This is a genomic window from Sulfitobacter sp. M13 (genome assembly GCF_053474885.1).
Genome location: NZ_CM130281.1, coordinates 1006109 through 1031820, shown reverse-complemented (window position 1 = coordinate 1031820; position 25712 = coordinate 1006109). Strand labels below are relative to the sequence as shown.

The following is a 25712-nucleotide window of genomic DNA, read 5'->3' as shown; positions in this document are numbered from 1 at the left end:
ACACGCAGATGGGCCGAGCAAGCGATGTTAGCTAATCTGTCAGCTGCAAATCCCGTCCCGCATCAGACGCGCAACCCCCCTTCTTCACTGTAACAAATCACACGGACGATGGGCCTGCGCGGCGCTGTGGTGGGTCACGATCCCGCGACAAAATCCATATCGGCTTGGCAACGTGGATTGCACGAAATAGCTGGCCATGAATCTGCCTCCAGCTGGCGCTCAAGCCATCGAATAGTAATGCAATTAATGGAACCTCTAAATTGCTACATTCTCGTCTCGCCGGTATCGTAGCGACACGGATCGGTGAGCCGAGTTGCTTTGTCAAAAGCCGTACCGGCTACGAAGACCTCCGTCTTGATACCTCCGTTACCACCAGCGTCGTCCATGCCGAAGGCGCCGGCCCTACTCGACCCGATAGCCGCCCCGGCGACCTGCGGCTCAAACCTTCACGCGAGGCAGTCACCCAACGGCCAACCTCTCCACCCGTAGCGCTGTCAGCAGTATGGGCGAAGGTTCCCCCTAAGGCGGCTTTGGAGCGGGCAACGACCCACGCTGGCCTGCCCCCCAGCTTCAACGCGAAGCTTTCTGGGTCGGGGCCGAAAGGTGCCGGACCCTTCTTTCGACCGACTGCCAAGAGCCAAAAAGGATCATGTTGACTTGGGAAAGCGGTGAAGCAGCGAATAACAGTCAATGGCGCGCGTCTCTATAGCATCGAACCGATATCCGATGCCCCCGTTGGATAGGCCGCCGGCATCATCTTGATTTGATCGACGGTGAGCCCCAACTTGATCGCCAAAGAAAAGATATTGATGAGCTCCGCGTAGTCCGGACCGAACATATGTGCGCCCAAGATCTTGCCCTCTGTATCCGAGATGATCTTGGCACCTGCATGGGTCTCGCCCAAGCGTTTCTGAGAGAACCAGCCGGAAGTATCCGTGAATGACACCTCTACATCGCCGGTCTCGCGCGCTTCCTCTTCCAACATGCCGACCCGTGCGAGTTCGGGAATGGTGAATACCACGCTGGGCACGCCCGTGTAATCCGGCTCGATCTGCTTGCCTTTCAACATGTTGGAGGTGGCGATCTTGCCTTCGAGGACAGCCACCGGAGTCAAAGGTTTGCCCGGAGAGGCCGCGGCGTCTCCGGCGGCGTAGACGCGGGGGTTGGAGGTGGATTGCAGCCAAGCGGTGACCTTCACGCCGCTATTATCCGTGTCGATCCCCGCAGCGTTCAGATCCAACCCATCGACAGCCGGCACTCGACCTGCGCCGTGGACCACGAGGTCGGCCTCTTTGACATGAGTATTGCCGTTTTTGCTGTAGAAGATGCGCTGCGCCTTGCCTGCATCCTCAATCTTTTCGGGGGTTGCTCCGGAAATGATTTCGATCCCCGCCGCGCGGCTGCGCTCCAGCAGCATATCGACAAGATCAGGATCGAACATCTTGAGCTGCCGTGCGCCGTGATCAAGGATCGTGACCTCGGCACCCGCACGGACAGCGATATGAGCAAATTCTAAGGAGATGTAGCCACCCCCAACGAAGATGATGCGCTTTGGCAGTTCCGGCAGGTTCAAAAAGTCTGTGCTGTCGATGAGGCACTCGGCACCAGAAAGATCCAGCAGCCGCGGTTTGGCACCTGTGGCGATCAACGCATGACCGAATTTGATTTCTCCATGGCCTTCGATCGCGATCCGATCCTCTGCGGTGAAACGCGCCGCCCCATGCAAGGTTTGCACACCGGCCTTCTTCAGCCCGTCTTCCATGTTCTCCGGCACCGGGTTGGTAAAGCTTTCCTTGTGCTTCATCAGCGCGGGCCAATCGATCCGCGTTTCACCGGCCACTCCCTTGCCGCTCAGCATTCGCGCGGCGTCGACCGCCTCGGCCCCGGCGCGCAGCATCTTCTTCGGATCACAGCCCCGCAGGGCGCAGGTGCCGCCGTAGGGCAATTCGTCCACGATGGCGACGGACCAGCCCGCGCGCGCGGCCTTCTTTGCGGCGTTGACCCCGGCCATGCCGGCGCCGATTACGATCAGATCAACAGTTTCAGTCATGAAATTTCCTTGTATTCGAGAGTCCGGAAGGCGTCTGTTGCAAGCTCAACTATATTGGCCGAGCATTCGTTCACTGAGCCACCAGATCACAGCCATCCCGAGACCCGTCGTTAGGCCCAACCAGAGCCAGCCCTGTTCCCCAAGCGACAGCAAGCCGGACCCATGGCCCAGCACCGGCAGGATCATGGCCAGAAGAAACGGGCCGGTATAGCGGCAATGCACACGCCCGCAGCGGCGAGAGTTTGCCACGCAGGCCCCACCCATCCAAGCCAGCGCGGCGACCCAGATGACAGTTTTGACCCCATCGCCAAGGGGGATGGCTAACCAGCATGGCACCAAGCGGCAGCCACCACGCAAGGATACTGTTTCGCATCGTGCCGAGCAGGTCTTTCGAAGATCGGTCTATCATGTCTTCACCCCGCGCAGCAGGACAGGGCGGCCACGTCCTTCTCAAAGGTCAGTGCCGCCAGTTTCAGCCCTTCGACGGTGGTGAGATAGGGCATGATCGTATCGCCAAGTTCCTCGTAAGTCAGCCCGGCCTTCAGGGCCATGGCCGCGGTCTGGATGCTGTCGGCCCCTTCCGGCGCGATGATCTGTGCGCCGAGTAGACGCTTGCTTCCCGCTTCGGCCACCAGCTTGATCAACCCGCGCGTATCGCGGGCCGCCAACGAACGCGGCACGGCATCAAGTGGCAGAACGGAGGTCACGACCTCAATCCCATCTGCGCGGGCCTGCGCCTCACCAAGCCCGACACCGGCCACCTGCGGATCAGAAAAGACGACCCAAGGCATGGATGCGTTTTCGTAGCTGCGTGTTCCACCAGCCACGGCATTTTGGGCGGCGATCTTGGCACCATAAGCCGCCATATAGACGAACTGGTCGCGGCCGGTGACATCGCCTGCCGCCCAGATGTTGGGGTTCGTGGTGCGCATCTGGGGGTCGGTCTCGATGCTCCCGCGCGCATCAACCGCAATTCCTGCGGCAGCGAGGTTCAGCCCGTCACTGTTTGACACGCGGCCAGTTGCGAAGACGAGCTTCTCTGCTGTCAGCACGGGACCTTCTGACAGATGCAGCGCGATGGCGGCGTCTTGCTTGGAGATGCGATCATAGCTTTTTGCACGCACCAGTCGGATGCCCTCGTCGGCCAAGTAGCCCTCAAGCGCCGCCGAAACCTCGGGCTCCGCTTCGGGAAGCACGCCACGGCGGCTGACAAGTGTTACGTCGACACCGGCGCGCGCGAAAAGCTGCGCCAGTTCCACACCGATATAGCCCGCGCCGAGGACCAGCATGGAGGCTGGCAGAGCGGTCAACTCCAGCGCTGACGTGCTGTCGAGCGTATCAACTTCTTCAATCCCCGGGATCGCCGGCACATGCGGGCGGGAGCCGGTGGCGATGATGACTTTTCCCGCTGGGAAGAGGCTGCCATCGACGGTCAACTTGCCTTCATCATCGAATGTCGCCCGACCTTCGACGTAATCGACATTCTCATGACGGGGCAGCACATCGGCGTATTTCGCCCTGCGCAACTCTTCGACCAGCGCCTGTTTCTGCGCAACTGTAGCCGCCCAGTCGGTCACGCGGGCCTCGGCCTCAATTCCATCAAATCGACCCGCCGCACGCGTGTGATGCAGGCTCTCGACCGCGCGGATCAGGGCTTTGGACGGCACGCAGCCCACGTTGACGCAGGTGCCGCCGATGGTGCCTGCACCGATCAGCGCCACGCGGGAACCGGCCTCGGCGGCGGTAATAGCGGCGGAGAAGCCAGCGGAGCCGGCACCGATCACGGCGAGATCATAGAGGCCGTTCTGGGGTGAATTGCTATCTTTCATGAGGGGTTCTCCGCATTGCGGCGCTTCCAGAGCGCGTAAATTGTAATACCGACAAAGATGGCGAGCGCGGGCACCAGCACGTAGTCGAGCCAGCCCAGCATCGCCGAAAGTCCAACCACGCCGAACAAAATGACCAGCACAGGCGTGAAACAGCAAAGGGCGACAATCACCGTGCCGATAAGACCAACCTTGGGCAGACGGCTCTGGTTGTCGGGTGCCTTTGCCTCGTTCACGATCCGCTCTCCGCGGCCAATGACGCGCCATAGCCAACGCCAGTCACGGCAGCGACGATGGCCTCCGGGTCGGTGAGCACATCATCATAGCGCAGGACATAAAGACCGTTTTCCGCATCGCCCTCAATGAACTCAAGGATTTCGACGCTTTTCACGCGCTTCATGGCGGTGGCGACGATGTAGCTGCACGAAGGGCAAGTGAGCCCCTCGACATCGACGCGTGTGGTGGCCTCTGCGGCCATTGCTCCGCCGGCTGAAAGGATAAGCGCAGTGGTGGAGATAAGAAGTTTCATGGGAGACCTCATGGTCAGAATGTCAAAAGGAAGGGCGAGAGTGCCGGAAAGGTCAGGGCAAGAAGCACAACAAGCGAAGCGCCCCAGAGCAGCCCGCGCATCAGCCCGCGATCGATCGGGCGCGCACAGGTGCCGTCCGCGCAGGCGTCAGTAAGGACCGGGCGGTAGGCTTTCCAGAACCCGTAGGCGAGCGCCACTGCCGCGAAGCTCAAGGTCACCCACTTGTAGGCATAAAGGGCAGTAAGTTGACCGATAAAGACCCCGGTCACACCCAGACTGACCAGAACGAGCGGCAGGATGCAGCAGGAGGTCATAGCGAGCGCGCCGACCACGCCAGCGCCTGTGGCGAACCAACCGGATCGGCCCTCGTGCTGGTCTGTGGTCGCGGTGGTGTGATCTGTCATCGCTTTGCTCTTTGTTGCCCTGTGATGACTTGCAAGATAGGGTCTGTAGCAACTACAGGATCAAGGAGAAAAAGCATGGCTGATGATCACGGTGTTGTGAGTGACCTTAAACGCTCCGACCTTGCGCGCCTGACCGGCTGCAACCTTGAGACCATCCGCTATTATGAAGGCGTCGGTCTGATGCCCGACCCACCGCGCAGCCCCGCCGGACACCGCCGCTATGGGCCGGCGCATGTAGACCGACTTGGCTTTATTATGCGGGCGCGTGAGCTGGGGTTCACAATGGAGGAAATTCGAGGTCTGCTCAGCATGGTAGATCGCGGCAGCCATACCTGCGCGGAAGTTGAGAAGCGTGGGCGGCATCATCTCGACGTCGTGCGCGCTAAGATAAGTGATCTTCAGAACATCGAAGCTACCTTAGCGGAGACAATTGCGAAGTGCAGCGGTTCGGACACGCCAGAATGCCCGCTCCTCACCGTGCTATCAGATGGCGCAGTGGCCGAAACAGCTTGATTTTCTCTGACTGAAATATCGAGGCGAGAGTACGCAGAGTGTGAAGCTGGAGCCCAATAAGAGCTTGGAACTGATCTGGTTGAACGTTCGTTGTCCCTTTGAAATATAAAGGAACGTCTAAATGGGAAATTCAAACTCGAACATCGAGATCGACAAGAAATCTGCCGCTTTAGTTGTGGTCGATCCCCAGAATGACTTTCTTTCTGAATCCGGTGTCGCATGGGATTTGGTCGGAAAAAGCGTTCAGGAGAACGGAACTGTAGAGCACCTCGGCCGATTACTTGAGACTGCCCGGGAAAACAATTTCCTCATATTTATTTCGCCGCACTACTATTACCCTTTCGACCATGAATGGAAATTTGGCGGCGTTCTCGAAGAGAAAATGCACGAAATCGGTATGTTTGATAGAAAGGGTCCTCTTTCAGTCGAAAACTTTGAGGGTTCTGGTGCCGATTGGGTTGAAAGCTACAAACCAATTATTGACCATTCGGATACAGTGGTTGTCAGTCCCCACAAAGTTTATGGACCTCAAAGCAACGATCTGGTTTTACAGCTTCGAAAACGCGGCATTGATACCGTACTGCTCGCTGGGATGTCGGCAAACTTGTGTATCGAGTCGCATATGCGAGAATTGCTTGAACAAGGCTTCAAAGTAATTGTGATTAGCGATGCAACTGCCGCCGCACAGCACCCAGAAATGGGCGACGGATATGAAGCTGCCATGACCAATTTTCGCTATATAGCGAATGAAGTCACAGTCACCTCAGAAATTATCGACAAGATGAAACAGGCTTAAAGGTATTGGAGCCTATCGCTTGGCGGAGTTCTTTTTTATTGCACCGACTGAAATTCCCACGTTTTGTCTCAGTCATTCCGACGCGCTACGCGCAACCTGATTGCCAGCGATGCAGATTGTGAGCGGGTAAGCCGAAACGACGACCAAGCCGATAGTCGAACAGACCCCATTTTTGATGCGTTTAACTGAGAGAAACAGTCAGGAGGCTGAAATGGCCAATGACACATATGAAGGATCAAATTATGACCAATCTCAAAAGTGGCATCGTGGCCGGTTTCGCCGCAACCGTCGTTTTATCGGTGCTGATGGTTGCAAAGGGGATGATGGGCGTGATGCCAGAGCTTGATGTTGCAGCGATGCTTGCCACGATGATGGGAACCTCGATTGTTGTCGGCTGGATCGCCCACTTCATGATCGGAACGCTGGCGTGGGGCGGCGGGTTTGCGATTCTATATAGTGCAATTCCCGGCAACACCGCTGTGATCAAAGGCATCGTATTTGGTATTGCGGCCTGGTTGGGCATGATGATTGTGATCATGCCGATGGCTGGTGCTGGCCTGTTCGGCATGAGCTTTGGCATAATGGCACCCGTCATGACGCTGGTATTGCATCTCATTTTTGGGGCCGTCCTTGGCAAGGTCTATGCAGCTTACTCCGCTACTGGACACGTTGCCTGAACCACCCAATATCACCTCACGCCAAAGGAGTACCCCTAATATGACTTTGAACGAGACCCAGTCAAAGCTATGCGATGATAACCAAACCGACTTTTCGGACTTAAAGGCCGTCGTTTTCAACACAAGCCTAAAACGCGAAGAAGGAAAATCGCATACCAAGCTGCTGCTCTCTGTGGCGGGCGAGATCATGTCTCGCAATGGGGTCAGCGTGGAGCATATCCACGCGGCCTCTCACCAGATCGCCTACGGCGTCTATCCGGATATGACCGAGCATGGGTGGGATCGGGACGACTGGCCCAAACTTTGGGAAAAAGTCGCCGCAGCCGATATCCTGATCATCGGAACGCCGATCTGGTTGGGCGAGGAAAGCTCCCTTTGCCGTGTCCTGATTGAGCGGCTTTACGGAATGTCGGGCATGCTGAACGACAAGGGGCAAAGCATCTTCTACGGCAAGACCGGTAGCGCGGTCATTACCGGCAACGAAGACGGGATCAAGCACTGCGCAATGTCGATCCTCTATGCGCTTGGCCATCTGGGGTATATGATCCCCCCGCAGGCCGATTGTGGCTGGATCGGAGAGGCAGGCCCCGGCCCCTCTTACGGCGATGAGATCGAAGGCGGCCCGGCAGGCTTTGACAACGATTTCACACAGCGCAATGCGACAATTATGACGTGGAACCTGATGCACACCGCGCGCATGCTGAAAGATGCGGGCGGTCTGCCCAATCACGGAAACGACCGCAACGCCTGGAAGGCAGGTTGCCGGTTCGATTACGAAAACCCCGAGCATCGGGTATGAACCTACCGGTATTGGGCACGCGCTTAGAACAGTCGCGCTGATTGGAACAGTTACCGCTTCTTTTCATCGCCATTTTCCTCATGGCGTTCTGCTTGTTGGGCAGATGGTTTGCCCGAACAATCGTCACGGCCCCCATGCTTGCGCTGGGGTTCGGGGCGTTTTTGGCGTGGGGTAATCTCGTCCCTGAGCAGATCGCTAAGGCGCACCTGCATGTATTGGCCGAGATTGCCCTCGTCATTTTGCTTTTCTTGGATGCCGCCCGCATTGATATTCAAAGCCTGCTCAAACGCCATCGCTGGCCATTACGCACCCTCATTATCGGCATGCCGCTGGCCTTCGTCGGTGGTACCGCAGTCATCTGGCTGCTCTTTCCTGGATGGCCACTTGCCGTGGCCGCATTGCTTGGGGCAATTCTTGTGCCGACCGATGCTGCCCTTGGCCGATCCGTCGTGACGAACAAGGATGTTCCTGAACGCCATCGCCGCGCGATCACCATCGAAAGCGGTCTTAATGATGGGATCGCCTTGCCGATGATCTTGATGTTGGCGGCGCTAAGTGCTCCGGCAGCGGCCGCGCCAACCGGTGGCTGGATATTATACACCGTACTGCAGGTGACGCTCGGGCCACTGGTCGGCGCAGGGCTAGGTGTGCTGGGAGGGATCGGGTTGCTTGCGGCGCAGGAGCGCGACCTGACATCCCCATTGTATGAAGGAATAGCCACATTGTCGCTTGCCGCTGCGGCTTATTTCGCGGCGACTGCAGTCGGCGGAAACGGGTTTATCGCGGCGTTTGCAGCCGGTATCGGGTTCGCCTGCATTGTCCGGGACCGCTGCCAGTTCGTGTATGACTTTAGCGAAAGCGAGGGCCAGCTGCTTTCATGGGCGGCGTTCTTCGGCATCGGTGCTTTGCTCGTCCCCGAAGCAATTGCGAGCCTCAACGTTCCAATGGCCGCAGCCATAGCTCTCAGCCTTGCGGTCGTTCGACCCCTGGCCATTTGGATATCTCTGATCGGCTCGGATGCAGATCCGTCTACCAGATTGTTTATCGGTTGGTTTGGCCCGCGCGGACTGGCAACGGCGCTCTTTGCGTTATTGGTGGTCGAAAAGTTCGCTCCTGAGCTTGGAGACTTCGTTCTTCATTTCGCTATCAATACAGTCTGGATAAGTGCCCTGCTGCATGGTGTCACGGCAGTGCCGATGGCAAAAGCCTTCGCCGCGCACCAGAGAATGAAGACATCGCAGCGGTAGCCTTTTATGGAAACTTGATTTTTGTCTACGCGCTTGCGCCAAGCTTCATCGGCGGCAAAAAGGGCTTGCGAGAAGCCTATTCAATGTAGCTCAGTCAGACCCATATAAATCTTCGAAAATCGAACCCATTCGCTAGAGTCCGTACATGTCTACAATTGCGGGCTTTATCAGCAATGTTGGCAACCAATGGATAAAACAGACAACCTTTAAACACCCATCCGCAGATTTCACATCCCGAGAGCACGTTAACGAGGCTCTCAATCTTCATCACTCTTTTATGAGATAGCAATATCGCGATATGCACATACTGCTTGGGACTGCTTACGCACCGATGGGTAGAGCATCGGATATAACGATGCAGTTCGAAAAAGCTAAAACCACTTTTTTAACAGTAGCTCTGATTTAAGTTGATTGCTTCTATGACAAAGGTCCCGATAGACTTTCAGGGCTGCAAATCCACAATGCAGTCTCTGCGCAGTCACACCCAACTCTAATCAGAGATGAATAACTGGCCGAACTCAAAGCTCTTTATGTCGAAGTCAAAAATGGTGCCCAGGGGCGGAATCGAACCACCGACACGAGGATTTTCAATCCACTGCTCTACCCCTGAGCTACCCGGGCACCGGAGACCACCGTAGTGGTCGGGTGTGCGCGTTCTAGGATTTTGCGGCGGGGGTGTCCAGAGGCTTTCGCCATGTTTGGCAAAGGTTTTTTCGGAAAGTTCTAATGTGGCTTGTCCGGAGCGTTTAAAGCGGCCTCGCTGGCCTCTAGTGCGGCCTCGACATCTTCGGGATCACGGCTTGGTGTGGCGTAGCTGCCGTTTAGCCACTTCGCCAGATCCACATCCGCGCAGCGCCCCGAACAGAAGGGGCGATACTTTGGAGCGGTTTCACCGTTACAGATCGGGCAGGTCACTTTAGCACCTCTGCCAGGGGCATACGGGCGCGTTTGCGCTGCAGCTCGTAGTGCCCCAGCGGTGTCCAACCCACCAACGTGGTTTCGACGTCATCGGCGCGAAACGCCTGACGCAAGGCGGTCTCGAAGGGGCGGCGGTCTTTCTTGGGCATGGGTGCAAGATCCAACGTGATCTGCCCCCCCAGACCGCGCAGACGCAAGGCACGGGGCAAGGCGCGGGCGCAAGCCATGTTGGCCTTGATACCAGCCGCGAGCGACACATCAGCCCCTGTATTTACATCAACTGCGACCAAGGCGCGTGTCGGCTCCACAAACATGGAGGCACCGCCGTCAAGAGCGACGCGCGGCTGCGAAAGACTATCGACAGTATCCAAAACGCCATGCGTGTCGAACCCGCCGGGATCGGTCACAATGTCGGCAGGCGCTACCCAGTCGCGCCACGCCAGAATATGCGGGCCGTCGCCTTCGGACAACAGCTCCATCTCGGTGGAAGAGTCGTCCAGCACCTTGTCGGCCAGCGTCAGCATCGCGTCGATATCATCAGCGATGTCATCCGCATCTGCGCCAGTGCAAGAGGAACGCAGAATCAGCCCGTGCGTGGCCCCGTCTGCGGCCTCATGGGCGATCTCGAGCAGCCGGTCGCGTTCTTCCTCGTCGCGAATGCTGCGCGAGATATTGGTGCCGGGCGCGCCGGGGGTCACGATAGCATAGCGGCTTTTGAACAGTAGCTTTTGCGTCACCGGAATGGCTTTTCCCGGTTCGGCATAGCCCGAAACCTGCACAAGAATTGGCTGTCCGGGTGCCAGCCCCTTGATCTGGCGCAAGAACGCAGAGCCATCAGGCGTCTTGAGGAACATACCCCCCTGCCCTTTGACCGGACGGTCCGCAATGGCGCGGTAGATCGTGCCGGGGCGCGGCCCGTCACTGTCGATCAAAAGATCGTCCAGCTTGCCGTCCACGATCAGCGCGGCGGCTTCGGTGTCGCCAAAATGGTCCAGAACGATCGTACGGCCCTTCATGAGGTCTCTCCTGCGAAAACATATCCTGCAGCACGCAGCAGGTTTGCGGTTTCGGCCAATGGCAGGCCGACGATGCCGGTGAAAGATCCGCTGATCCAAGGGATCAACGCGCCAGCCGGTCCTTGGATGCCATAGCCGCCGGCCTTACCCTGCCAGTCACCTGTTGCCAGATAAGCCGAGATTTCAACATCAGACAGGCGTTTCATGCGGACGGTGCTGACCACATCACGCTGCCACAGCTTGTCACCGCGCTTGACCGCGACTGCCGTGATAACTTTGTGACGACGCCCCGACATGAGACGTAAAAAGCGGATCGCCTCGGCCTCGTCTTCGGGTTTGCCCAAGATACGGCGGCCGACAGCGACGGTTGTATCGGCACAGAGCACGATATCATCCCCCCCGGCCTGCACGGCGGCGGCCTTTTCACGGGCCATGCGCGCGCAATAGGGGCGCGGCAGTTCGGCAGCCAGCGGGGTTTCGTCAATATCGGGAGCGCGAATATCGTCTGGGACAACGCCAATTTGCGCCAGCAATTCCTTGCGGCGCGGGCTTCCTGATCCGAGGATGAAACTCATATGGGATCCTAGATCGCTGCCCGAAAACCACGAGGTGATTTTCGGATAAGCATTTTATTTAAAGCGGTAATTGATCCGGCCTTTGCTCAGATCATAGGGGGTCATTTCCACCTGTACCTTATCGCCAGCCAGAACACGGATGCGGTTCTTACGCATCTTGCCTGCCGTATGCGCGATGATCTCATGGCCGTTTTCAAGCTCGACCCGGAACGTCGCGTTCGGCAGAAGTTCTTTCACGATACCGGGGAATTCGAGCGTGTCTTCCTTGGCCATGGTCTCTCCTTGAACACTTTGTCCTGCAATTTCAGGACGCAGGCTTAAATGGGCGCAATTTTCCCTTTTTTCAAGGGGTATTCACATCAAAGGCACGTTTATGGCCGTTGCGTCACGCCCGAACTGGTCCTCCCAGTGGTTTCGGTTCAAAACCACCCCATCTGCACGCACGCGGCTGATCTGTGCGATGTCGACCTCGGCAAAGGTCCAGCCGGGCACGTTGATCTCTGCGGCGGCAAGTACGCCGGTTGGCGGAAATCCAACATCCGGCGGGCAGAATATGCCGCCTGCCCCATAAGAATCACCAAGCGCGTCGGACCAATCCGCAGCCCCTACGCAGGATGACATGGCCGTAACGCATTGATTCTCCAGCGCGCGCGCCATGGATCCAATGCGGACGCGCCAGTAGCCTGCTAAGGCTTCGGTCACACTGGGGACGGCGATGATGTCGCAATCTGCCAAGGCGCGACCCAGCAAAGGGAATTCGCTATCATAGCAGATCAGGATGCTGATCTTGCCCAAAGCCGTCTCGAAGATGCGCAAAGGCTCTCCACCGACCACGCCCCAGACCTCACGTTCGAATCGGGTCATGATCTGTTTGTCCTGCACCCCGATTTGCCCCGAAGGCGTGATCAGGCGGGCGCGGTTTACCGGACGGGGGGCTGCATCGGTGACCGCAGGTCCGGACGCTGCGACGATATGCACGCCATATTCAGCTGCAAGTTTCTGATGTGTCGCATCTGCATCCGCCAGCCGGTCAGATACAGCGAACAGCGACGCCTCCAGGTTGCCAGCTACATCCAGCCCCGCGAGCGTGGCCAGTTCCATCGCGCCATATTCGGGGAATACCAGCAGCTCTGCCCCACTGGCCGCCGCAGTTGCGACCCAGCCTGCCAATTTATCTTCGTAATGTGCCCAGCTGGACAAAACGTCCAGCGGGTATGCGGCTGTTGCGATTTTCATGAAAGCCTCCGGTGCGTGATGAGCCATATGGTGCGCTGCGCACGGGGCAGCTTCAAGGGGAACGCGTGTTTTCCGCAGTTCATTTCAGTTTTGTGAAACCAATGCTTAGAAATACGCACGAACCTTGCCAAAATATTGGTCATGCTTCACTAAATCCGAAAGGACCAAGGGCGGGACATCATGATCAAAAAGGGCATCACCCTACGCGGCATAGAAGTGTTCGAGGCATTGGCCAGCCGTGGGTCTGTGGCGCAGGCCGCTGCGTTGACAGGGCTAAGCCAACCCGCCGTCAGTCAACAGATCAGCAACCTCGAAGCCGCTATGGGCGCAGCGCTTGTCGATCACAGTACGCGCCCGATGAAACTGACCGCTGCGGGCGAAAGCTTTCTGCGTCACAGCGGTGCAGCGCTTGCCCACATCCGCTTGGCGCAATCCGAACTGACGGTGATGGACCTTGCAGACCTCAGCGACCTGAGCCTCGGGGTGATCGACGATTTTGACAATGACCTGACCCCCCGCCTCGCAACGCTTCTGGCCGACAGCATGGCAGGCTGCCGCTTCCGGATGGTCACCGACGGCAGCAAGGGGTTGATTCAGGCGGTTCAGGACAAATCCCTTCACATTGCTATCGCCGCCACCAGCGGGGATGCCAAAAGCGGGCTCATCGAAATTCCGCTGGCACGCGACCCATTCGTGATCGTGACCCCTGCCGGTTTTGAGGGTAACAGCGCGGACCTAATGGCGGGGCGATCGACTTTGCCGTTCGTGAAATACGCCACCGACCAGCTGATTGCCGACCAGATCACCAACCACCTCACCCGCAGCAATATCACCCTGCCCTCCCAGTTCGAGATCGGCAGCCACCTTGCCCTGATGGCGATGGTGGCACGGGGCATCGGCTGGGCGATCACGACGCCTTTCGGCTATTGTCGCGCCCAACGGTTTCACCAACAGCTCGCGGTGCATCCCCTGCCCGTACCGGGGCTGTCGCGTCAGATTTCCCTGTTCGCAGGGTCGGATTGGACGGGGCCTGTGCCGCAGAATATCGCTGCTACGATGCGCCAACTGCTCCGGTCGCATATGATCGCGCCGACGGTCGCGCAATTGCCGTGGCTCGCCCCCAGTTTTGACACGTTAGCGGGCTGACCGCTTGCGCAAGACGTGCGAGACTGGTTCACTCAAGCCAAGAATACAGGGGCTGACATGAGCAAAATCGTTATTCTGACAGGCGCAGGCATTTCTGCGGAAAGCGGCATTGAAACCTTCCGTGCCGAAGACGGGCTGTGGGCGCAGCACCGCGTCGAGGACGTCGCCACCCCCGAAGGCTTTGCCCGTGACCCCCAGCTGGTCGTCGATTTTTATAATGGCCGCCGCAAGCAGGCAGCAGAGGTATCGCCGAACGCCGCGCACCAGGCGCTGGCCAAGTTGCAGCAGCAGTATGCGGGTCAGGTCGTCATCGTGACCCAAAACGTCGATGACTTGCATGAACAGGGCGGTGCGCGGGTGATCCATATGCACGGCGCGTTGAATTCAGCACTTTGTGCGGCGTGTGATCACCGCTGGCCCGCTCCTATGGTGATGGCTGTGGGGGATCCCTGCCCCGCCTGCCAAGCCCCCGCCGCGCGACCTGACATCGTGTGGTTCGGCGAGATGCCCTATGACATGGATGCAATCTTTGACCATTTGGCCGAAGCCGATATTTTCGCGGCAATCGGCACATCGGGCAACGTCTACCCCGCCGCCGGTTTCGTCGCAGAGGCCCGCCGCAACGGGGCACACACGATAGAGCTGAACCTAGAACGTTCCGCCGTGGGCAACCAGTTTGCAGAGCACCGCACCGGCACCGCGACCCGCGTCGTCACCGACTGGGTAGAGGAATTGCTGGGCACCCCCGCAAAACAGCGGCCTGCGTTCTAACAAACGCCGGGCCGCCGCCATTCGTGTGTGGAAAAGACTTTAGTCTTTCGGCATGTCGTGACCGGAGTGTTCCATGTCACCATGTTCCATCTGGTCGTGCTTCATCTTGTCATGGTTCGGCTTGCGGTCCTGATCGACCATCACCTCGACCTCGACCGCGCCCGCGTTTTCGAACTCAAGCGTGACGGGCACCATAGCCCCTTGCACCAGCGGCTTTTGCAGCCCCATGAACATCAGGTGATCGCCGCCGCGTTTAAACGCGTGCATTTCATCCGCAGCGATGGCCACGCCGCCTTCGATCTCGCCCATTCGCATGATGCCATTATCGTCAGAACGGTGCGAATGCAGCTCGACCTTATCGGCCACGTCAGATGACGCACCGATCAAACGGTCATCTGCGCCACTGTGGTTCATCACTACCATAAACGCCGCACCAGATGTGGATTTCGCGGTAGAGCTGCGGATGTAGGCGTCATCCACCATAATGCCTTCGGCGGCGAGAGGGGCAGAAAAGAGAAACAGCGCGCAAACGGCGCGGGTCAGCAAAGCAGGTGTCATTGATGTATCCTGTCGTAATATTCAAAATGTCCGTGAAAGTCGTACGTCAGGCAGCGACAGGCGGTGCTCTGGGGTCATAGCGCGTTTTGCGTCGCGGCACATCAGCTGTCAGGACCTGCAACGATGGTGCGACAAAGGCCACGATCCGCGCCGGCGCAGCAGCCAGAGCCACGGCATCTGTCAGGTCAACGTTTAGCGCCGAATCAGGACATATATGCGGGGCCGTCGTGGGCTTACCCTGCGCGTCCACATAGATCGCTACGGGACCAGCGCCGGTACACAGCACGATCTGACCCGTGGCGGCCGACGCCCCACGTGCAACGGCCATGCCTTGCGCCGTCAGGGCCAGCATCAACGCCAACAGCAAAGTTGAAAGGGAACGCAGGGTCATGGGCCGCACCCTAGCCAAAGCTGGTGAAAATACACCTGCCCAAAACGACGCAGCCCCGGCCAAGGGCCAGGGCTGCAACATCGTAACGATTGAAAAGTCTTACGACAGCGCTTCGGCTGTGACGCTGGACTTTGCAATTGCTTTCTTAACTTTCAACGCGCTGACGGACAGCTCGGTGTCCTTTGCCTTCGCCATGAACTTGTCCAAACCACCGCGGTGATCAACAGTGCGCAGAGCAGCTGCCGAGATGCGGAACTTGAAACCACGGCCCAGTGCTTCGGACTGAAGGGTAACATCGTTCAGGTTTGGCAAGAACCGGCGACGTGTGCGGTTCTTGGCGTGGCTTACGTTGTTGCCCGTCATCGGGCCTTTTCCGGTCAATTCGCAAACGCGCGACATGGGTCTATCCTTTTGCTGCGGGGCATTTTCCGGCGATCCGGAGCAATACCCATATGGGCCGCGCTACGGCAAACCCTGAAATTGGTTTTCTGGCTTTAGGCGGAATCGAGAGCGGGGTCAACCCAAGCCTGCACGGCATCGCACGCTTTTCCTTTTGCATCCGTCTAAAAGATTTGCCATCTGTCGCGCATGAACATTCATTCCCGCGCCCTTCTCGTCCATCTGTTTACTGCAACGGGTGCGATTTTCGCCATGCTGGCCATGCTCGCCGCCGCCGAGGAACGTTGGGACATGATGTTCCTCTGGCTGGTGGTTGCGTTTTTCGTAGACGGGATCGACGGGCCGCTGGCGCGTAAATATAATGTAAAGACCAACGCGCCCGAGTTTGATGGCGTACTGCTTGATCTGATCATCGACTACCTGACCTATGTCTTTATTCCGGCCTTTGCGCTGTTCCAATCCGGCCTCATGGACGGGTGGAGCGGCTGGGTCATGATCATCATCGTCACCTTCGCCAGCGCCATGTACTTCTGCGATACACGCATGAAAACAAAAGATAATTCCTTTTGGGGTTTTCCAGGGTGCTGGAACATGCTGGTGCTGGTGCTGTTTGCCCTGTCGCCGCCGTGGTGGGTATCGCTGGTGCTGGTGACGGTTCTGGCCGTGACCATGTTCGCCCCGTTCAAGTTCGTGCACCCCGTCCGGACAGAGCGTTGGCGCGCGGTTACATTGCCGATGGCGCTGGCTTGGACCTTCTTTGCAGGCTGGGCCGCTTGGGTCGATTTCCACCCGCAAAGCTGGGCACATTGGGGTCTGGTCATCACCAGCCTGTACCTGATGTTTGCCGGTGTGGCGCAACAATACCTGTACGATCGCAAGGCCTGAACCGACGCCCCGCGATCAACGTTACGGCACATAATTTCAAGATCTAGATCAGCAGCCCTGCGGCCCCTTCATGGCGCAGCAGGGCGACTTTCGTTTCCACCCCGCCGTCCCCAGAATATCCGGTCAGCCCCTTTGCCCCCATCACGCGATGGCACGGCACAATGACGGGAATCGGATTGTGCCCGCACGCCTGTCCCACGACCTGCGCAGGAATCGCCAGCTTTGTGGCAATGTCGCCGTAGGTCACAGTATCCCCAAAAGGGATCGCCGACATCTCTGCACAGACGGCGCGCACTGTATCACTCCCCCCGATCCGAAGCGGCAGGGTGAACCGTGTCAGCTGTCCAGCATCATAGGCGCGCAGCTGCGCCTCTGCGTCGTCCAGCAAGGTGCCAGCGTCAGCATGTAAGGGACCCTGCCCCCAATGCAGGTGGGTGATCGCGCCTGCATCCTCGGTTACGACCAAGGTACCAAACCGCGTGGGGATACTGCGCCACTTCACCCGAAACTCCGGATAAAGCGGCGCAGCGTCATTTTAGGACACGGCTTCGTCACAACGGGCACAAACGCCCGCGTGATCGTGTGTGCCAACGTCGGGCAAGACCTTCCAGCAGCGTGCGCATTTCTCGCCCGCCGCTTTCTCGAACACGACAGCAACGCCGTCGGTCTCGGGCATGCGGAATGCCTCTGCCGGAGCGTCATCGCCGGTGATCGCAATGGCTGACGTGATACAGACGTCCTCGAACGCCACACTCTCAAGCGCTGCACGCTGCGCATCATCTGCGACGAACACCATTGGTGCTGCCTCGAGCGAGGCACCGATCACCTTTTCCACCCGCTGCACTTCCAACGCAGATGTCACGACCCGCCGTGCGGCACGCACTTTGGCCCATTTCGCCGCCAGATCAGCATCCAGCCACGCTTTGGGCGTTTCAGGGATATCCGTCAGGTGGATCGAACTTTCATCGCCGGGGAACCGCTCTAGCCAGACTTCTTCCATGGTGAACACCAGCACAGGTGCCAGCCATGTCGTCAGACGGTGGAACAGGATATCGAGCACCGACCGCGCAGCACGGCGGCGCAGCGTGTCGCCATCGCAATACAGCGCATCTTTGCGCACGTCGAAATAGAACGCCGACAGATCAACGGTGGCAAAGGTGAACACCGCTTGGAACACACCTTGGAAGTCATAGCGCGCATAGCCTTCGCGCACGACCTGATCCAGCTCAGCCACACGGTGCAGCACCCAGCGTTCAAGCTCTGGCATATCTGCAGGTTCTGTCCGGTCGGCATCGGTAAAGTCGGACAACGCCCCCAGCATATACCGCATGGTGTTGCGCAAACGACGATAGCTGTCGGCGGTCCCTTTCAGGATTTCCGGCCCGATCCGCTGGTCCGCGGTATAGTCCGTCTGAGCCACCCAAAGGCGCAGAATATCGGCGCCATACTGTTGGACAATCTTTTCGGGCACGATGGTGTTGCCGATGGATTTGGACATCTTCATGCCCTTCTCATCCAATGTGAACCCGTGCGTCACGACGTTGCGGTAGGGCGCGCGGCCCGTGGTGCCTACGGATTGCAGCAGCGACGAATGGAACCAGCCGCGGTGTTGGTCGGTGCCTTCCATATAAACGTCTGCGATGCCGTCCTCAGAGCCGTCTTCACGGTCGCGCAGCACGAACGCATGGGTTGAACCGGAATCGAACCACACGTCCAGAATGTCGAACACCTGAGTATACTCGTCAGGGTTCACGATCCCGCCCAGGAACCGCTCTTTCGCACCATCTTCGTACCAGACATCCGCGCCGTCGACCTCGAACGCGTCGACGACGCGCTGGTTGACCTCGGGGTTGCGCAGCAAGAAGTCATCATCCGTCGGCAGCGCGCCGTTTTTGGTAAAGCAGGTCAGCGGCACGCCCCATGCACGTTGACGCGACAGCACCCAGTCAGGGCGGGCCTCCATCATCGAATGCAGACGGTTGCGGCCCTTCTTGGGCACCCAGTTGACGTTGTCGATCTCGGTCAGGGCACGTTCACGGATGGTTTTGCCAAAGGTGTCCTGCCCGTCGCCAACGGGCCGGTCGATCGCAGCAAACCACTGCGGCGTGTTGCGATAGATGACCGGTGCCTTGGAGCGCCAGGAATGCGGATAGCTGTGCTTGATCTTGCCACGCGCAAGCAGCCCGCCGACCTCGACCAGCTTGTTGATCACGGCTGCGTTGGCGTCGCCTTCCTTGCCGTTGGGCTTGAGGATCTTTTTGCCGCCAAAGAACGGCAGATCCGCGCGGAAGGACCCGTCTTCGATCACGTTATAGGTGATCACCTGGTCCAGCATCCCCAAACCACGGTACAGTTCATATTCTTCGAGACCGTGGGACGGCGCGCAATGCACAAAGCCCGTACCTTCGGTGTCGGTCACAAAATCAGCGGCGCGGAAGTCGCGCAGATCATCCCATTCGCCATTGCTGCCTTCGGCACCAGCCAGCGGGTGCTGCAACGAGATTTTAGCCAGCTCGTCCTGCGTTACATCCCGCAGACGGCGCACCATGGTTTCGTCCAGACGCGCACGCCCGAACACATCCATCGCCATGCTGTCCGACAGCAGATAACGGTCACCGATGGTGACCCAGGATTCCTCGGGGCGGGCAGTGACTTCGTACAGACCGTAAGAAATTTCCTCGCCATACACGACAGCCTTGTTGGACGGCATGGTCCACGGCGTTGTGGTCCAGATCACGACATTTGCACCGTCAAGCGAGGCATCATCGGTGCCCACAACCTTGAACTTTACCCAGATCGTAAAGCTTTCCTTGTCGTGGTATTCAACCTCGGCCTCGGCCAGCGCGGTCTTTTCGACCGGGGACCACATCACGGGCTTGGACCCTTGATACAGTGTGCCGTTCATCAGGAACTTCATGAATTCTTCGGCGATCACACGCTCTGCGTGGAAATCCATCGTCAGATAGGGATCAGCCCAGTTGCCGGTGATGCCCAGACGTTTGAATTCCTCGCGCTGCACGTCGACCCAGCCGGCGGCAAACTTGCGGCACTCGGCGCGGAAATCGTTGATCGGCACGTCATCTTTGTCGCGGCCTTTTTGGCGGTACTGCTCTTCGATCTTCCATTCGATGGGCAGGCCGTGGCAGTCCCAACCGGGGATATAGCGCGCATCAAAGCCCATCATCTGGTGTGACCGCACGATCATGTCCTTGATCGTCTTGTTCAACGCGTGGCCGATGTGCAGATTGCCGTTCGCATAGGGGGGGCCATCGTGCAGCGTAAAGGGGGTGCGCCCCTGCTTTTCACGCAAGCGGTCATAGACGCCGATCTTTGCCCACCGCTCCAGCCATTCGGGTTCGCGTTTGGGCAGGCCCGCACGCATCGGGAAATCGGTTTTCGGCAGGTTCAGCGTGGATTTATAGTCAAGCGTTTCGGGGGTGTCGGCGCACATGGCGGGCGTCCTTTGGCAAAGGAATTTCGGAATGGTGAATGTTCGGATACGATGCGAAGAACTCAAGCACCTCTGCCCGGCGTCTCGTCAATCAGAGCGCCGGGAAAATAATTCGTATAATGATCGCGGAGTTCCGGGTCATATTCAGCCTTATAGGCCGCAGCAGATCGACCGACAAGCCCCCTCTCCCGGGCACCTAACTGGCCTTGGAAAACAGCCCCGACAGCGCGCGTTTGATGATGCTGCGCACCTTGGGGCGGCGTGCTTCAGAGAACGGCATGGGCCGGCAGACCTCCATCGCGGCGACACCGACACGGGCGGTCAACGCGCCGTTCACCAGCCCCTCGCCAAAGCGGCGCGACAGTTTCGCCAGCATCGTCCCGCCCAAGATAGGTTCCAGCATGTCGTCGCCCACGGCCACAGCCCCCGTCGCCACCAGATGTGACAAAACCACCCGCGTCAGGCGCCACGACCCGAAAAAGCCCGACCGCCCACCATAGACCTCGGCCACACGGCGGATCATGCGCAGGTTGCTGGTCATCGCCGCAACCACATCGGCCAACGCCAAAGGCACCAGCGCCGTCACCGTTGCAACCTGACGAGCCGCGGCTTCGACCTCGCGGCTGGCGGCAATATCCAGCGGCCCCAGCAGCTCTGCCTCGGTCAGGGCCAGCAACGCTTGTGCATCCAGTTGATCGCCGCGCAGCTCTGCCAGACGGTCGCGTCCCCATCGGGTATCTTCGCGTCCCTGATACAGCCCAACCAGCCGATCAGTGACTGCCCGAGCGGACTTGAGGTCATTCTGTGCCAGCGCCTCGCCGACGTCGTGATGCAATCCGTCAAGCCGCGCCAGACGACTAAAGGCCGCAAGTTCGCGCAGGCACAAAAGCACTAAGACGAGCAGCACCGCACCAATCAGGACGGTCATCACCATCCCCAACAACGGGTAACTCGCCAGCAGCCCTATGACGAAATTCCACGCCGCAATCGACACCAGCGCCCCGATCAGCGTGGTCAGCAGCCACCAGAACAGCCGCACCAGCTTTGACGGCTTGCGCGCTGCCAGCCGTGCCGCGATCTGCATTGCCTGCCCTTGCGGTGCGGCTGCACCGTCATCCGGCACCGGCGGCGCATCCGATACAGAGGGCCGCGTGGCCGTGTCTTCCTCGAGATCAAATAAAACCGGACCCTTGGCCATCACGCCGCCCCTTTTACCCATTCGAACCGCACATCCGGCAGCCCGAAATCATTGCCTGAACCGTCGCTACGCGTTACCTCGACAAACCCTGCGGCACGATAGAACCGTGTGGCACGCAAGTTGGCCTCAAAACTCCAGAGCGCAAGACGGTCGCTTTGCGCCTTGGCGCCGTCCAGCAAGCGCTGTGCAATGCCTTTGCCCTGCGCCTTGGGGTGCAGATACAGCCCGTGAATCTCCGCCGCACGACGTGCCAGGAAGCCCACGACATGCCCCTCTGTCCGCGCGACCTGCACCCAGCCGACGTCGATCATATCACCCAAGGTGCCGATCTCTTCGGCGCGGCTGTGGGCTTGGGGCAGCCAGTCGTGGTCCGCGTTGGCGCAGGTCATCACCACTGACAGGCGACCGGCATCCAGCACCCGTGCAGGCGCGATGGTCACTTCATCAACGGTCACAGACGGTCCCCGATCAAGAATTCAGCGGCGCGGTCCAGTCGGATATGGGGCGGGCCATCGCCGGGGCGCAGATTCAGCCGCGCCGGTGCAAAGCGCATGATCTGATAGTCCCGATCCAGCCATTTAGCCGCCCCCGCCCGCGCCGGGCTCAGCAGATGCGCGGGGTCCTTGGGCAGTTCGCCGGGATAGAACGCCGCCTCTTTGCCAGTGTCCAGCAAGCTGCCGCGCACGACATCCAGCGTCTCTCCGTTGTGGGTCATCGTGGCCTCGGTGGTGGCCCGCAACGATGCCAGCGACATCGCCGATGTCCCCGCACCGGCAAAGCGCGCCCGGTCGCGGGCGTCGCGGGTCAAAGCCTCCATGATGGCTGTTAGACTGGCGTGCTGGCTGTGATGCAGATGGTCGGCCTTGGTCGCCGCGAACAGAATTTTCTCGACACGTTTGCCACGGAGTAGCTGGGTCAGGAAACCGTTGCGCCCGGGCTTAAAACTGCCAAGGATATCGCTCATGGCGCCGCGCAAATCCTCGACGGCGCGAGGGCCTTGATTGATCGCGCCAAGCGCATCCACCAGCACGACCTGACGATCGATCCGTGCAAAGTGATCGCGGAAAAAGGGTTTCACCACCCGCCGTTTATAGGCCTCGAACCGCCGCGCCATTTCCCGCAAAAGCGACCCGCGCGGCCCCTCACCGCTGGGCAAGGGCGCGAAAGTCAGCACCGGCGATCCGGCCAGATCACCCGGTAGCAGGAACCGCCCTGGCGTGCAGTCGGAATAACCATTTGCACGGGCGGTCTGCAGGTAATCGGCAAAGCTGGCCGCCAACGCTTGGGCGACGGGTTCGTCCAACGGTCCGTCGGCGTCAGTGCCGGCCACCAGCGCGCGGTAGCCCGCCGCCTCGTCGCGATCCACGATACGGGTCAGCACCTGCGCCGACCACGTGGCATAATCCACATCCATCAGCGCCAGATCCAGCAGCCATTCTCCGGGGTAGTCCACGATATCCAGATGCACCGTACGCGGCCCCTGAAATCCGGCCAGCAGGCCATTGGGCCGCACCCGCAAGGACAGGCGCAGCTCCGATATGGCGCGGGTGCTTTCGGGCCAATGCGGCGTGGGACCGGTCAGCGCGGCAAGGTGGTTTTCATACTCGAACCGCGGCACGGTATCGTCGGGCTGGGGTTGCAGGAACGCAGCCTCGATCCGGCCTTCGGATGCGGCCAGAAGCCCCGGCATTCGACCCCGATCCAGCAGGTTCGCCACAAGCGAGGTGATGAACACGGTTTTGCCGGACCGCGCCAGTCCGGTGACACCCAAACGGATCACGGGTTCGAAAAACGTCTCGGACACACCGTCCTGAACATTTTCAACCTGCCGCCAAATTCCATCGGCAATTCTTGAGAGTACCAAAGCCCGTGCCCGCCTTAACTTTTCGTTAAGGGGTAACATAGGTGCGCGGGTCAGGGATTGCCAGATCAGCCGCCCCCATGTAAACGCCCGCCATGCAACGCTATGCCCTTAAGATCGAATACCACGGCGCGCCCTTTGTCGGTTGGCAACGCCAGATCGGCCTTGCCTCTGTGCAAGGGGCGATCGAAGACGCCTTGGCCAAGATCGAGCCGCGCGTCCATAATATCGCCGCCGCAGGGCGCACCGATGCGGGTGTTCACGGGCTCGCGCAGGTCGCCCACTGCGATATGGAGCGTGACTGGACCCCGTTCCGCCTGTCCGAAGCGATCAATTATCACCTGAAACCCCTGCCGGTTGCGGTCGTCGATTGTGTGGCTGTGGATGACGACTTTCACGCCCGTTTTTCCGCCCAAGAGCGCCGGTATCTGTTTCGCGTGCTGGTACGCCGCGCGCCGGCCACTCATCAGGCGGGTCTGGTCTGGCAGGTCAAAAAGCCGCTGGACATAGACCTCATGCGTGAAGGCGCATCCCATTTGATCGGCAAGCACGATTTTACCACCTTTCGTTCTACGATATGTCAGTCACAGACACCGGTCAAAACGCTGGATCTTCTTGAGATGAAAGAGGTGCCGGTGAGCGGCGGCGTAGAGGTGCATTTCGACGTGCGCGCGCGGTCTTTCCTGCACAATCAGGTGCGCAGCATCGTCGGCACGTTAGAGCGTGTCGGCGCGGGGTCTTTTGCGCCCGATGATGTCAGAAAGATTCGCGATGCCCGCGAACGTACCGCCTGCGGGCCGGTGTCACCGCCGCACGGGCTTTACCTGTCGCATGTGACCTACAAGACAGACCCTTTCGCGCAGTCGACACTGGGGCAGCAATAACCCTCGCGTCATCAGCCCCGAGAAATCGCGTTCCACGTCCCGTGATGTGCCCCTGCGATATCGCCGCGTTCAAATCCGTGCGCCCCGAAAAAGTCGCGCTGCGCCTGTATCAGATTGGCCGATCCGCGTGCCGTGCGGATCGTATCGTACCAAGCGAGTGACGCGCTGAGCGCAGGCATCGGGATACCCAAAGATACCCCTGCCGCCACCGTCTTGCGCAGCCCCGCCAAATGATCGCCGAGCATCTCGCGAATTGCAGGCGCGAGGATCAAGGCCCCCTCTGGCAACCCCGCGTGAAAGGCGTCGGCCAGATCATCCAGCAAGGCAGAGCGGATGATACATCCCGCGCGCCAGATCTCTGCGATGCGAGCCATATCAAGGTGCCAGTTGAATTCATCGGACGCGGCAGCAAGCACGCGAAACCCTTGGGCGTGGCCCAGAATACGCGCGGCCAGCAAGGCGGAGTGCAAGTCCGCGTCTGAAGGTAAATCGCCGCCAGTCACCGCATCCGGCAACAAGGGGGCCGCCGCAACGCGCAGCGCCTTTTCGCTGGACCAGCCTCGTGCGCCGACTGCCGCCTCGATCGCGCTGGCGGATTGACCAAGCTTCAGCGCCTCTATCAAGGTCCAGCGGCCAGTGCCCTTCTGCCCCGCCTTATCAAGGATCAGGTCCACCATCGGGGTACCGCTGTCTGCATCGACGGTTTGCAATGCCGCGGCAGAAACCTCGATCAGATACGAGCCGAGAGGCCCCTTCTGCCAGCACTCGAACAGGGCTCCGATCTGCGGCGCGCTTTGCCCGCCAGCATCCCGCAGCAGCCCGTAGACTTCCGCGATCATTTGCATGTCGGCATATTCGATCCCGTTGTGCACGGTCTTGACGAAATGCCCCGCCCCATCCGGCCCCAGATGATCGACGCAGGGCGCGCCCTGGAACTTTGCCGCAATCGCGCCGAGCATGGGGCGCAGCTGGGTCCAGCTGTGATCCGTCCCGCCCACCATCATCGATGGGCCGTGCCGTGCGCCTTCTTCGCCGCCCGAAACCCCCATACCGACGAAATGCCGGCCCGTGCCGTTGAACGCAGCCGACCGACGGCGTGTATCGTGGAAATCGGCGTTGCCACCGTCGATGATCGTGTCGCCCTCGTCCAGCAATGGCATCACGGCGTCGATCATCGCATCCATCGGTGCCCCCGACGGGATCATGAACAAGATACTGCGCGGCGGCGCGATGCTATCGACAAAATCCTCAAGCGTGGTGTGGCCCGACAGGTTTGCAGCCAGCGTGCCGGCTTCTTCGATAAACGGCGCAATCCAGTCTGCCTCGCGGTTGCTGACCGCCACACGAAACCCCTGCTCTGCCAGATTAAGCGCCAGCGCACTGCCCATTGTGCCCAGACCATACACGCCAATATCTGCGGCCTTTATATCTGCGTCCATCGGCTTATCTCCTGTGGGTCAAGGGTTCGTCAAACTTAAGGATGCGCACCGGTGCTGCACAAGGGTGCGGGGCAGCGAAATTGATTATCGTATCTTTTTCAGTTAAGATGTCGGGATAAAAGCAAGAACAACATATTTACAGG

At 59.3% G+C, this 25712-nt stretch carries 29 protein-coding genes and 1 tRNA gene; 9 read left to right on the top strand and 21 right to left on the bottom strand.

The features are described from left to right. Window positions 1–703: 703 nt before the first annotated feature. The 6 genes from ACVBAU_RS04915 to ACVBAU_RS04890 all read right to left on the bottom strand — a co-directional run bounded on the left by ACVBAU_RS04915 (window position 704) and on the right by ACVBAU_RS04890 (window position 4809). Window positions 704–2050 carry a dihydrolipoyl dehydrogenase family protein gene (locus tag ACVBAU_RS04915; RefSeq protein ID WP_448328210.1) on the bottom strand — a complete coding sequence of 449 codons (1347 nt, stop codon included), beginning with the start codon at window positions 2048–2050 and terminating at the stop codon, window positions 704–706. Window positions 2051–2095: 45 nt separating this feature from the next. Next, entirely contained in the window at window positions 2096–2386 is a 291-nt protein-coding gene (locus ACVBAU_RS04910; RefSeq protein WP_448328208.1) for a hypothetical protein, read from the bottom strand. A gap of 77 nt (window positions 2387–2463) precedes the next feature. Continuing rightward, window positions 2464–3879, bottom strand: a complete 1416-nt coding sequence (gene merA, locus ACVBAU_RS04905) for a mercury(II) reductase (RefSeq protein WP_448328206.1) — start codon at window positions 3877–3879, stop codon at window positions 2464–2466. Next, on the bottom strand, window positions 3876–4112 hold the full coding sequence (merF, locus tag ACVBAU_RS04900; protein WP_448328204.1) for a mercury resistance system transport protein MerF: 237 nt from the start codon (window positions 4110–4112) through the stop codon (window positions 3876–3878). Before merF ends, merA begins: the two co-directional genes overlap by 4 nt. Then, the gene (locus ACVBAU_RS04895; protein ID WP_448328202.1) at window positions 4109–4405 is read right to left on the bottom strand and encodes a heavy-metal-associated domain-containing protein; all 297 of its coding nucleotides are present in this window, start codon (window positions 4403–4405) and stop codon (window positions 4109–4111) included. The genes merF and ACVBAU_RS04895 overlap by 4 nt, the downstream gene beginning before the upstream one ends. Before the next feature lie 14 nt (window positions 4406–4419). Beyond that, window positions 4420–4809 carry a mercuric transporter MerT family protein gene (locus ACVBAU_RS04890; protein ID WP_448328200.1) on the bottom strand — a complete coding sequence of 130 codons (390 nt, stop codon included), beginning with the start codon at window positions 4807–4809 and terminating at the stop codon, window positions 4420–4422. Between the two features lie 75 nt (window positions 4810–4884). Here ACVBAU_RS04890 and ACVBAU_RS04885 point away from each other — a divergent pair, with 75 nt between their 5' ends. The 5 genes from ACVBAU_RS04885 to ACVBAU_RS04865 all read left to right on the top strand — a co-directional run bounded on the left by ACVBAU_RS04885 (window position 4885) and on the right by ACVBAU_RS04865 (window position 8841). Continuing rightward, window positions 4885–5322 carry a MerR family transcriptional regulator gene (locus ACVBAU_RS04885; RefSeq protein ID WP_335745001.1) on the top strand — a complete coding sequence of 146 codons (438 nt, stop codon included), beginning with the start codon at window positions 4885–4887 and terminating at the stop codon, window positions 5320–5322. Between the two features lie 121 nt (window positions 5323–5443). Next, entirely contained in the window at window positions 5444–6118 is a 675-nt protein-coding gene (locus ACVBAU_RS04880) for a cysteine hydrolase family protein (protein WP_138924157.1), read from the top strand. Window positions 6119–6360: 242 nt separating this feature from the next. After that, the gene (locus ACVBAU_RS04875) at window positions 6361–6795 is read left to right on the top strand and encodes a DUF6789 family protein (RefSeq protein WP_448328198.1); all 435 of its coding nucleotides are present in this window, start codon (window positions 6361–6363) and stop codon (window positions 6793–6795) included. 40 nt (window positions 6796–6835) lie between these two features. After that, complete coding sequence (locus tag ACVBAU_RS04870) at window positions 6836–7594, top strand: flavodoxin family protein (RefSeq protein WP_138924159.1); 759 nt, start codon at window positions 6836–6838, stop codon at window positions 7592–7594. A gap of 41 nt (window positions 7595–7635) precedes the next feature. Continuing rightward, on the top strand, window positions 7636–8841 hold the full coding sequence (locus ACVBAU_RS04865) for a cation:proton antiporter domain-containing protein (protein ID WP_448328196.1): 1206 nt from the start codon (window positions 7636–7638) through the stop codon (window positions 8839–8841). 546 nt (window positions 8842–9387) lie between these two features. Here ACVBAU_RS04865 and ACVBAU_RS04860 read toward each other — a convergent pair. The 6 genes from ACVBAU_RS04860 to ACVBAU_RS04835 form a co-directional block, all read right to left on the bottom strand. Further along, a tRNA-Phe gene (locus ACVBAU_RS04860) sits at window positions 9388–9462 on the bottom strand. Window positions 9463–9564: 102 nt separating this feature from the next. Next, window positions 9565–9756 carry a DNA gyrase inhibitor YacG gene (locus ACVBAU_RS04855; protein ID WP_138924161.1) on the bottom strand — a complete coding sequence of 64 codons (192 nt, stop codon included), beginning with the start codon at window positions 9754–9756 and terminating at the stop codon, window positions 9565–9567. Next, on the bottom strand, window positions 9753–10775 hold the full coding sequence (locus ACVBAU_RS04850; protein WP_448328194.1) for a ribonuclease E/G: 1023 nt from the start codon (window positions 10773–10775) through the stop codon (window positions 9753–9755). Before ACVBAU_RS04850 ends, ACVBAU_RS04855 begins: the two co-directional genes overlap by 4 nt. Continuing rightward, window positions 10772–11350: a Maf family protein gene (locus tag ACVBAU_RS04845; protein WP_138924163.1), complete on the bottom strand. Its 579-nt coding sequence runs from the start codon at window positions 11348–11350 to the stop codon at window positions 10772–10774. Before ACVBAU_RS04845 ends, ACVBAU_RS04850 begins: the two co-directional genes overlap by 4 nt. A gap of 54 nt (window positions 11351–11404) precedes the next feature. Beyond that, a complete protein-coding gene (gene infA, locus ACVBAU_RS04840; RefSeq protein ID WP_005851736.1) occupies window positions 11405–11623 on the bottom strand; it encodes a translation initiation factor IF-1 in 219 nt (72 codons plus the stop codon). Between the two features lie 81 nt (window positions 11624–11704). Next, on the bottom strand, window positions 11705–12586 hold the full coding sequence (locus ACVBAU_RS04835; protein ID WP_448328191.1) for a carbon-nitrogen hydrolase family protein: 882 nt from the start codon (window positions 12584–12586) through the stop codon (window positions 11705–11707). 180 nt (window positions 12587–12766) lie between these two features. Here ACVBAU_RS04835 and ACVBAU_RS04830 point away from each other — a divergent pair, with 180 nt between their 5' ends. Both ACVBAU_RS04830 and ACVBAU_RS04825 read left to right on the top strand, forming a co-directional pair. Beyond that, on the top strand, window positions 12767–13732 hold the full coding sequence (locus tag ACVBAU_RS04830; protein ID WP_448328189.1) for a LysR family transcriptional regulator: 966 nt from the start codon (window positions 12767–12769) through the stop codon (window positions 13730–13732). A gap of 57 nt (window positions 13733–13789) precedes the next feature. After that, window positions 13790–14503 carry an NAD-dependent deacylase gene (locus ACVBAU_RS04825; RefSeq protein ID WP_448328187.1) on the top strand — a complete coding sequence of 238 codons (714 nt, stop codon included), beginning with the start codon at window positions 13790–13792 and terminating at the stop codon, window positions 14501–14503. Between the two features lie 39 nt (window positions 14504–14542). On the opposite strand, the gene ACVBAU_RS04820 is transcribed toward ACVBAU_RS04825, so the two are convergent. From ACVBAU_RS04820 to rpmB, 3 genes are all read right to left on the bottom strand, one after another. After that, window positions 14543–15061 (bottom strand): copper chaperone PCu(A)C, encoded by a 519-nt coding sequence (locus ACVBAU_RS04820; RefSeq protein WP_448328185.1) that lies wholly within the window; start codon window positions 15059–15061, stop codon window positions 14543–14545. A gap of 46 nt (window positions 15062–15107) precedes the next feature. Further along, window positions 15108–15452: a hypothetical protein gene (locus tag ACVBAU_RS04815; protein ID WP_448328183.1), complete on the bottom strand. Its 345-nt coding sequence runs from the start codon at window positions 15450–15452 to the stop codon at window positions 15108–15110. Between the two features lie 99 nt (window positions 15453–15551). After that, window positions 15552–15851, bottom strand: a complete 300-nt coding sequence (rpmB, locus tag ACVBAU_RS04810) for a 50S ribosomal protein L28 (protein WP_138924168.1) — start codon at window positions 15849–15851, stop codon at window positions 15552–15554. 189 nt (window positions 15852–16040) lie between these two features. On the opposite strand from rpmB, the gene ACVBAU_RS04805 reads away from it, so the two are divergent. Continuing rightward, window positions 16041–16736, top strand: a complete 696-nt coding sequence (locus ACVBAU_RS04805) for a CDP-alcohol phosphatidyltransferase family protein (RefSeq protein ID WP_448328181.1) — start codon at window positions 16041–16043, stop codon at window positions 16734–16736. Window positions 16737–16779: 43 nt separating this feature from the next. On the opposite strand, the gene ACVBAU_RS04800 is transcribed toward ACVBAU_RS04805, so the two are convergent. The 5 genes from ACVBAU_RS04800 to ACVBAU_RS04780 all read right to left on the bottom strand — a co-directional run bounded on the left by ACVBAU_RS04800 (window position 16780) and on the right by ACVBAU_RS04780 (window position 23249). Next, window positions 16780–17238 (bottom strand): methylated-DNA--[protein]-cysteine S-methyltransferase, encoded by a 459-nt coding sequence (locus ACVBAU_RS04800; RefSeq protein ID WP_138924169.1) that lies wholly within the window; start codon window positions 17236–17238, stop codon window positions 16780–16782. A gap of 33 nt (window positions 17239–17271) precedes the next feature. Beyond that, a complete protein-coding gene (gene ileS, locus ACVBAU_RS04795) occupies window positions 17272–20187 on the bottom strand; it encodes an isoleucine--tRNA ligase (RefSeq protein ID WP_138924170.1) in 2916 nt (971 codons plus the stop codon). Between the two features lie 196 nt (window positions 20188–20383). Next, a complete protein-coding gene (locus ACVBAU_RS04790) occupies window positions 20384–21385 on the bottom strand; it encodes a YcjF family protein (RefSeq protein WP_138924171.1) in 1002 nt (333 codons plus the stop codon). Next, window positions 21385–21840 (bottom strand): GNAT family N-acetyltransferase, encoded by a 456-nt coding sequence (locus ACVBAU_RS04785; protein WP_448328178.1) that lies wholly within the window; start codon window positions 21838–21840, stop codon window positions 21385–21387. The genes ACVBAU_RS04790 and ACVBAU_RS04785 overlap by 1 nt, the downstream gene beginning before the upstream one ends. Further along, window positions 21837–23249: a YcjX family protein gene (locus tag ACVBAU_RS04780; RefSeq protein WP_448328176.1), complete on the bottom strand. Its 1413-nt coding sequence runs from the start codon at window positions 23247–23249 to the stop codon at window positions 21837–21839. The genes ACVBAU_RS04785 and ACVBAU_RS04780 overlap by 4 nt, the downstream gene beginning before the upstream one ends. A gap of 92 nt (window positions 23250–23341) precedes the next feature. Here ACVBAU_RS04780 and truA point away from each other — a divergent pair, with 92 nt between their 5' ends. Beyond that, window positions 23342–24130, top strand: a complete 789-nt coding sequence (gene truA / locus ACVBAU_RS04775) for a tRNA pseudouridine(38-40) synthase TruA (protein ID WP_448328174.1) — start codon at window positions 23342–23344, stop codon at window positions 24128–24130. Between the two features lie 11 nt (window positions 24131–24141). Here the strand turns inward: truA and gndA are convergent, their stop codons facing one another. Continuing rightward, a complete protein-coding gene (gndA, locus tag ACVBAU_RS04770; protein ID WP_448328173.1) occupies window positions 24142–25569 on the bottom strand; it encodes an NADP-dependent phosphogluconate dehydrogenase in 1428 nt (475 codons plus the stop codon). Window positions 25570–25712: the final 143 nt, after the last annotated feature.

Bases quoted from the DNA above. Each gene is read 5' to 3' on its own strand.
- ACVBAU_RS04915 (WP_448328210.1), bottom strand. From the start codon at position 2,050: ATGACTGAAACTGTTGATCTGATCGTAATCGGCGCCGGCATGGCCGGG.
- merA (WP_448328206.1), bottom strand. From the start codon at position 3,879: ATGAAAGATAGCAATTCACCCCAGAACGGCCTCTATGATCTCGCCGTG.
- ACVBAU_RS04895 (WP_448328202.1), bottom strand. From the start codon at position 4,405: ATGAAACTTCTTATCTCCACCACTGCGCTTATCCTTTCAGCCGGCGGA.
- ACVBAU_RS04890 (WP_448328200.1), bottom strand. From the start codon at position 4,809: ATGACAGATCACACCACCGCGACCACAGACCAGCACGAGGGCCGATCC.
- ACVBAU_RS04885 (WP_335745001.1), top strand. From the start codon at position 4,885: ATGGCTGATGATCACGGTGTTGTGAGTGACCTTAAACGCTCCGACCTT.
- ACVBAU_RS04880 (WP_138924157.1), top strand. From the start codon at position 5,444: ATGGGAAATTCAAACTCGAACATCGAGATCGACAAGAAATCTGCCGCT.
- ACVBAU_RS04875 (WP_448328198.1), top strand. From the start codon at position 6,361: ATGACCAATCTCAAAAGTGGCATCGTGGCCGGTTTCGCCGCAACCGTC.
- ACVBAU_RS04870 (WP_138924159.1), top strand. From the start codon at position 6,836: ATGACTTTGAACGAGACCCAGTCAAAGCTATGCGATGATAACCAAACC.
- ACVBAU_RS04850 (WP_448328194.1), bottom strand. From the start codon at position 10,775: ATGAAGGGCCGTACGATCGTTCTGGACCATTTTGGCGACACCGAAGCC.
- ACVBAU_RS04845 (WP_138924163.1), bottom strand. From the start codon at position 11,350: ATGAGTTTCATCCTCGGATCAGGAAGCCCGCGCCGCAAGGAATTGCTG.
- infA (WP_005851736.1), bottom strand. From the start codon at position 11,623: ATGGCCAAGGAAGACACGCTCGAATTCCCCGGTATCGTGAAAGAACTT.
- ACVBAU_RS04835 (WP_448328191.1), bottom strand. From the start codon at position 12,586: ATGAAAATCGCAACAGCCGCATACCCGCTGGACGTTTTGTCCAGCTGG.
- ACVBAU_RS04830 (WP_448328189.1), top strand. From the start codon at position 12,767: ATGATCAAAAAGGGCATCACCCTACGCGGCATAGAAGTGTTCGAGGCA.
- ACVBAU_RS04825 (WP_448328187.1), top strand. From the start codon at position 13,790: ATGAGCAAAATCGTTATTCTGACAGGCGCAGGCATTTCTGCGGAAAGC.
- ACVBAU_RS04820 (WP_448328185.1), bottom strand. From the start codon at position 15,061: ATGACACCTGCTTTGCTGACCCGCGCCGTTTGCGCGCTGTTTCTCTTT.
- ACVBAU_RS04815 (WP_448328183.1), bottom strand. From the start codon at position 15,452: ATGACCCTGCGTTCCCTTTCAACTTTGCTGTTGGCGTTGATGCTGGCC.
- rpmB (WP_138924168.1), bottom strand. From the start codon at position 15,851: ATGTCGCGCGTTTGCGAATTGACCGGAAAAGGCCCGATGACGGGCAAC.
- ACVBAU_RS04805 (WP_448328181.1), top strand. From the start codon at position 16,041: ATGAACATTCATTCCCGCGCCCTTCTCGTCCATCTGTTTACTGCAACG.
- ileS (WP_138924170.1), bottom strand. From the start codon at position 20,187: ATGTGCGCCGACACCCCCGAAACGCTTGACTATAAATCCACGCTGAAC.
- ACVBAU_RS04790 (WP_138924171.1), bottom strand. From the start codon at position 21,385: ATGGCCAAGGGTCCGGTTTTATTTGATCTCGAGGAAGACACGGCCACG.
- truA (WP_448328174.1), top strand. From the start codon at position 23,342: ATGCAACGCTATGCCCTTAAGATCGAATACCACGGCGCGCCCTTTGTC.
- gndA (WP_448328173.1), bottom strand. From the start codon at position 25,569: ATGGACGCAGATATAAAGGCCGCAGATATTGGCGTGTATGGTCTGGGC.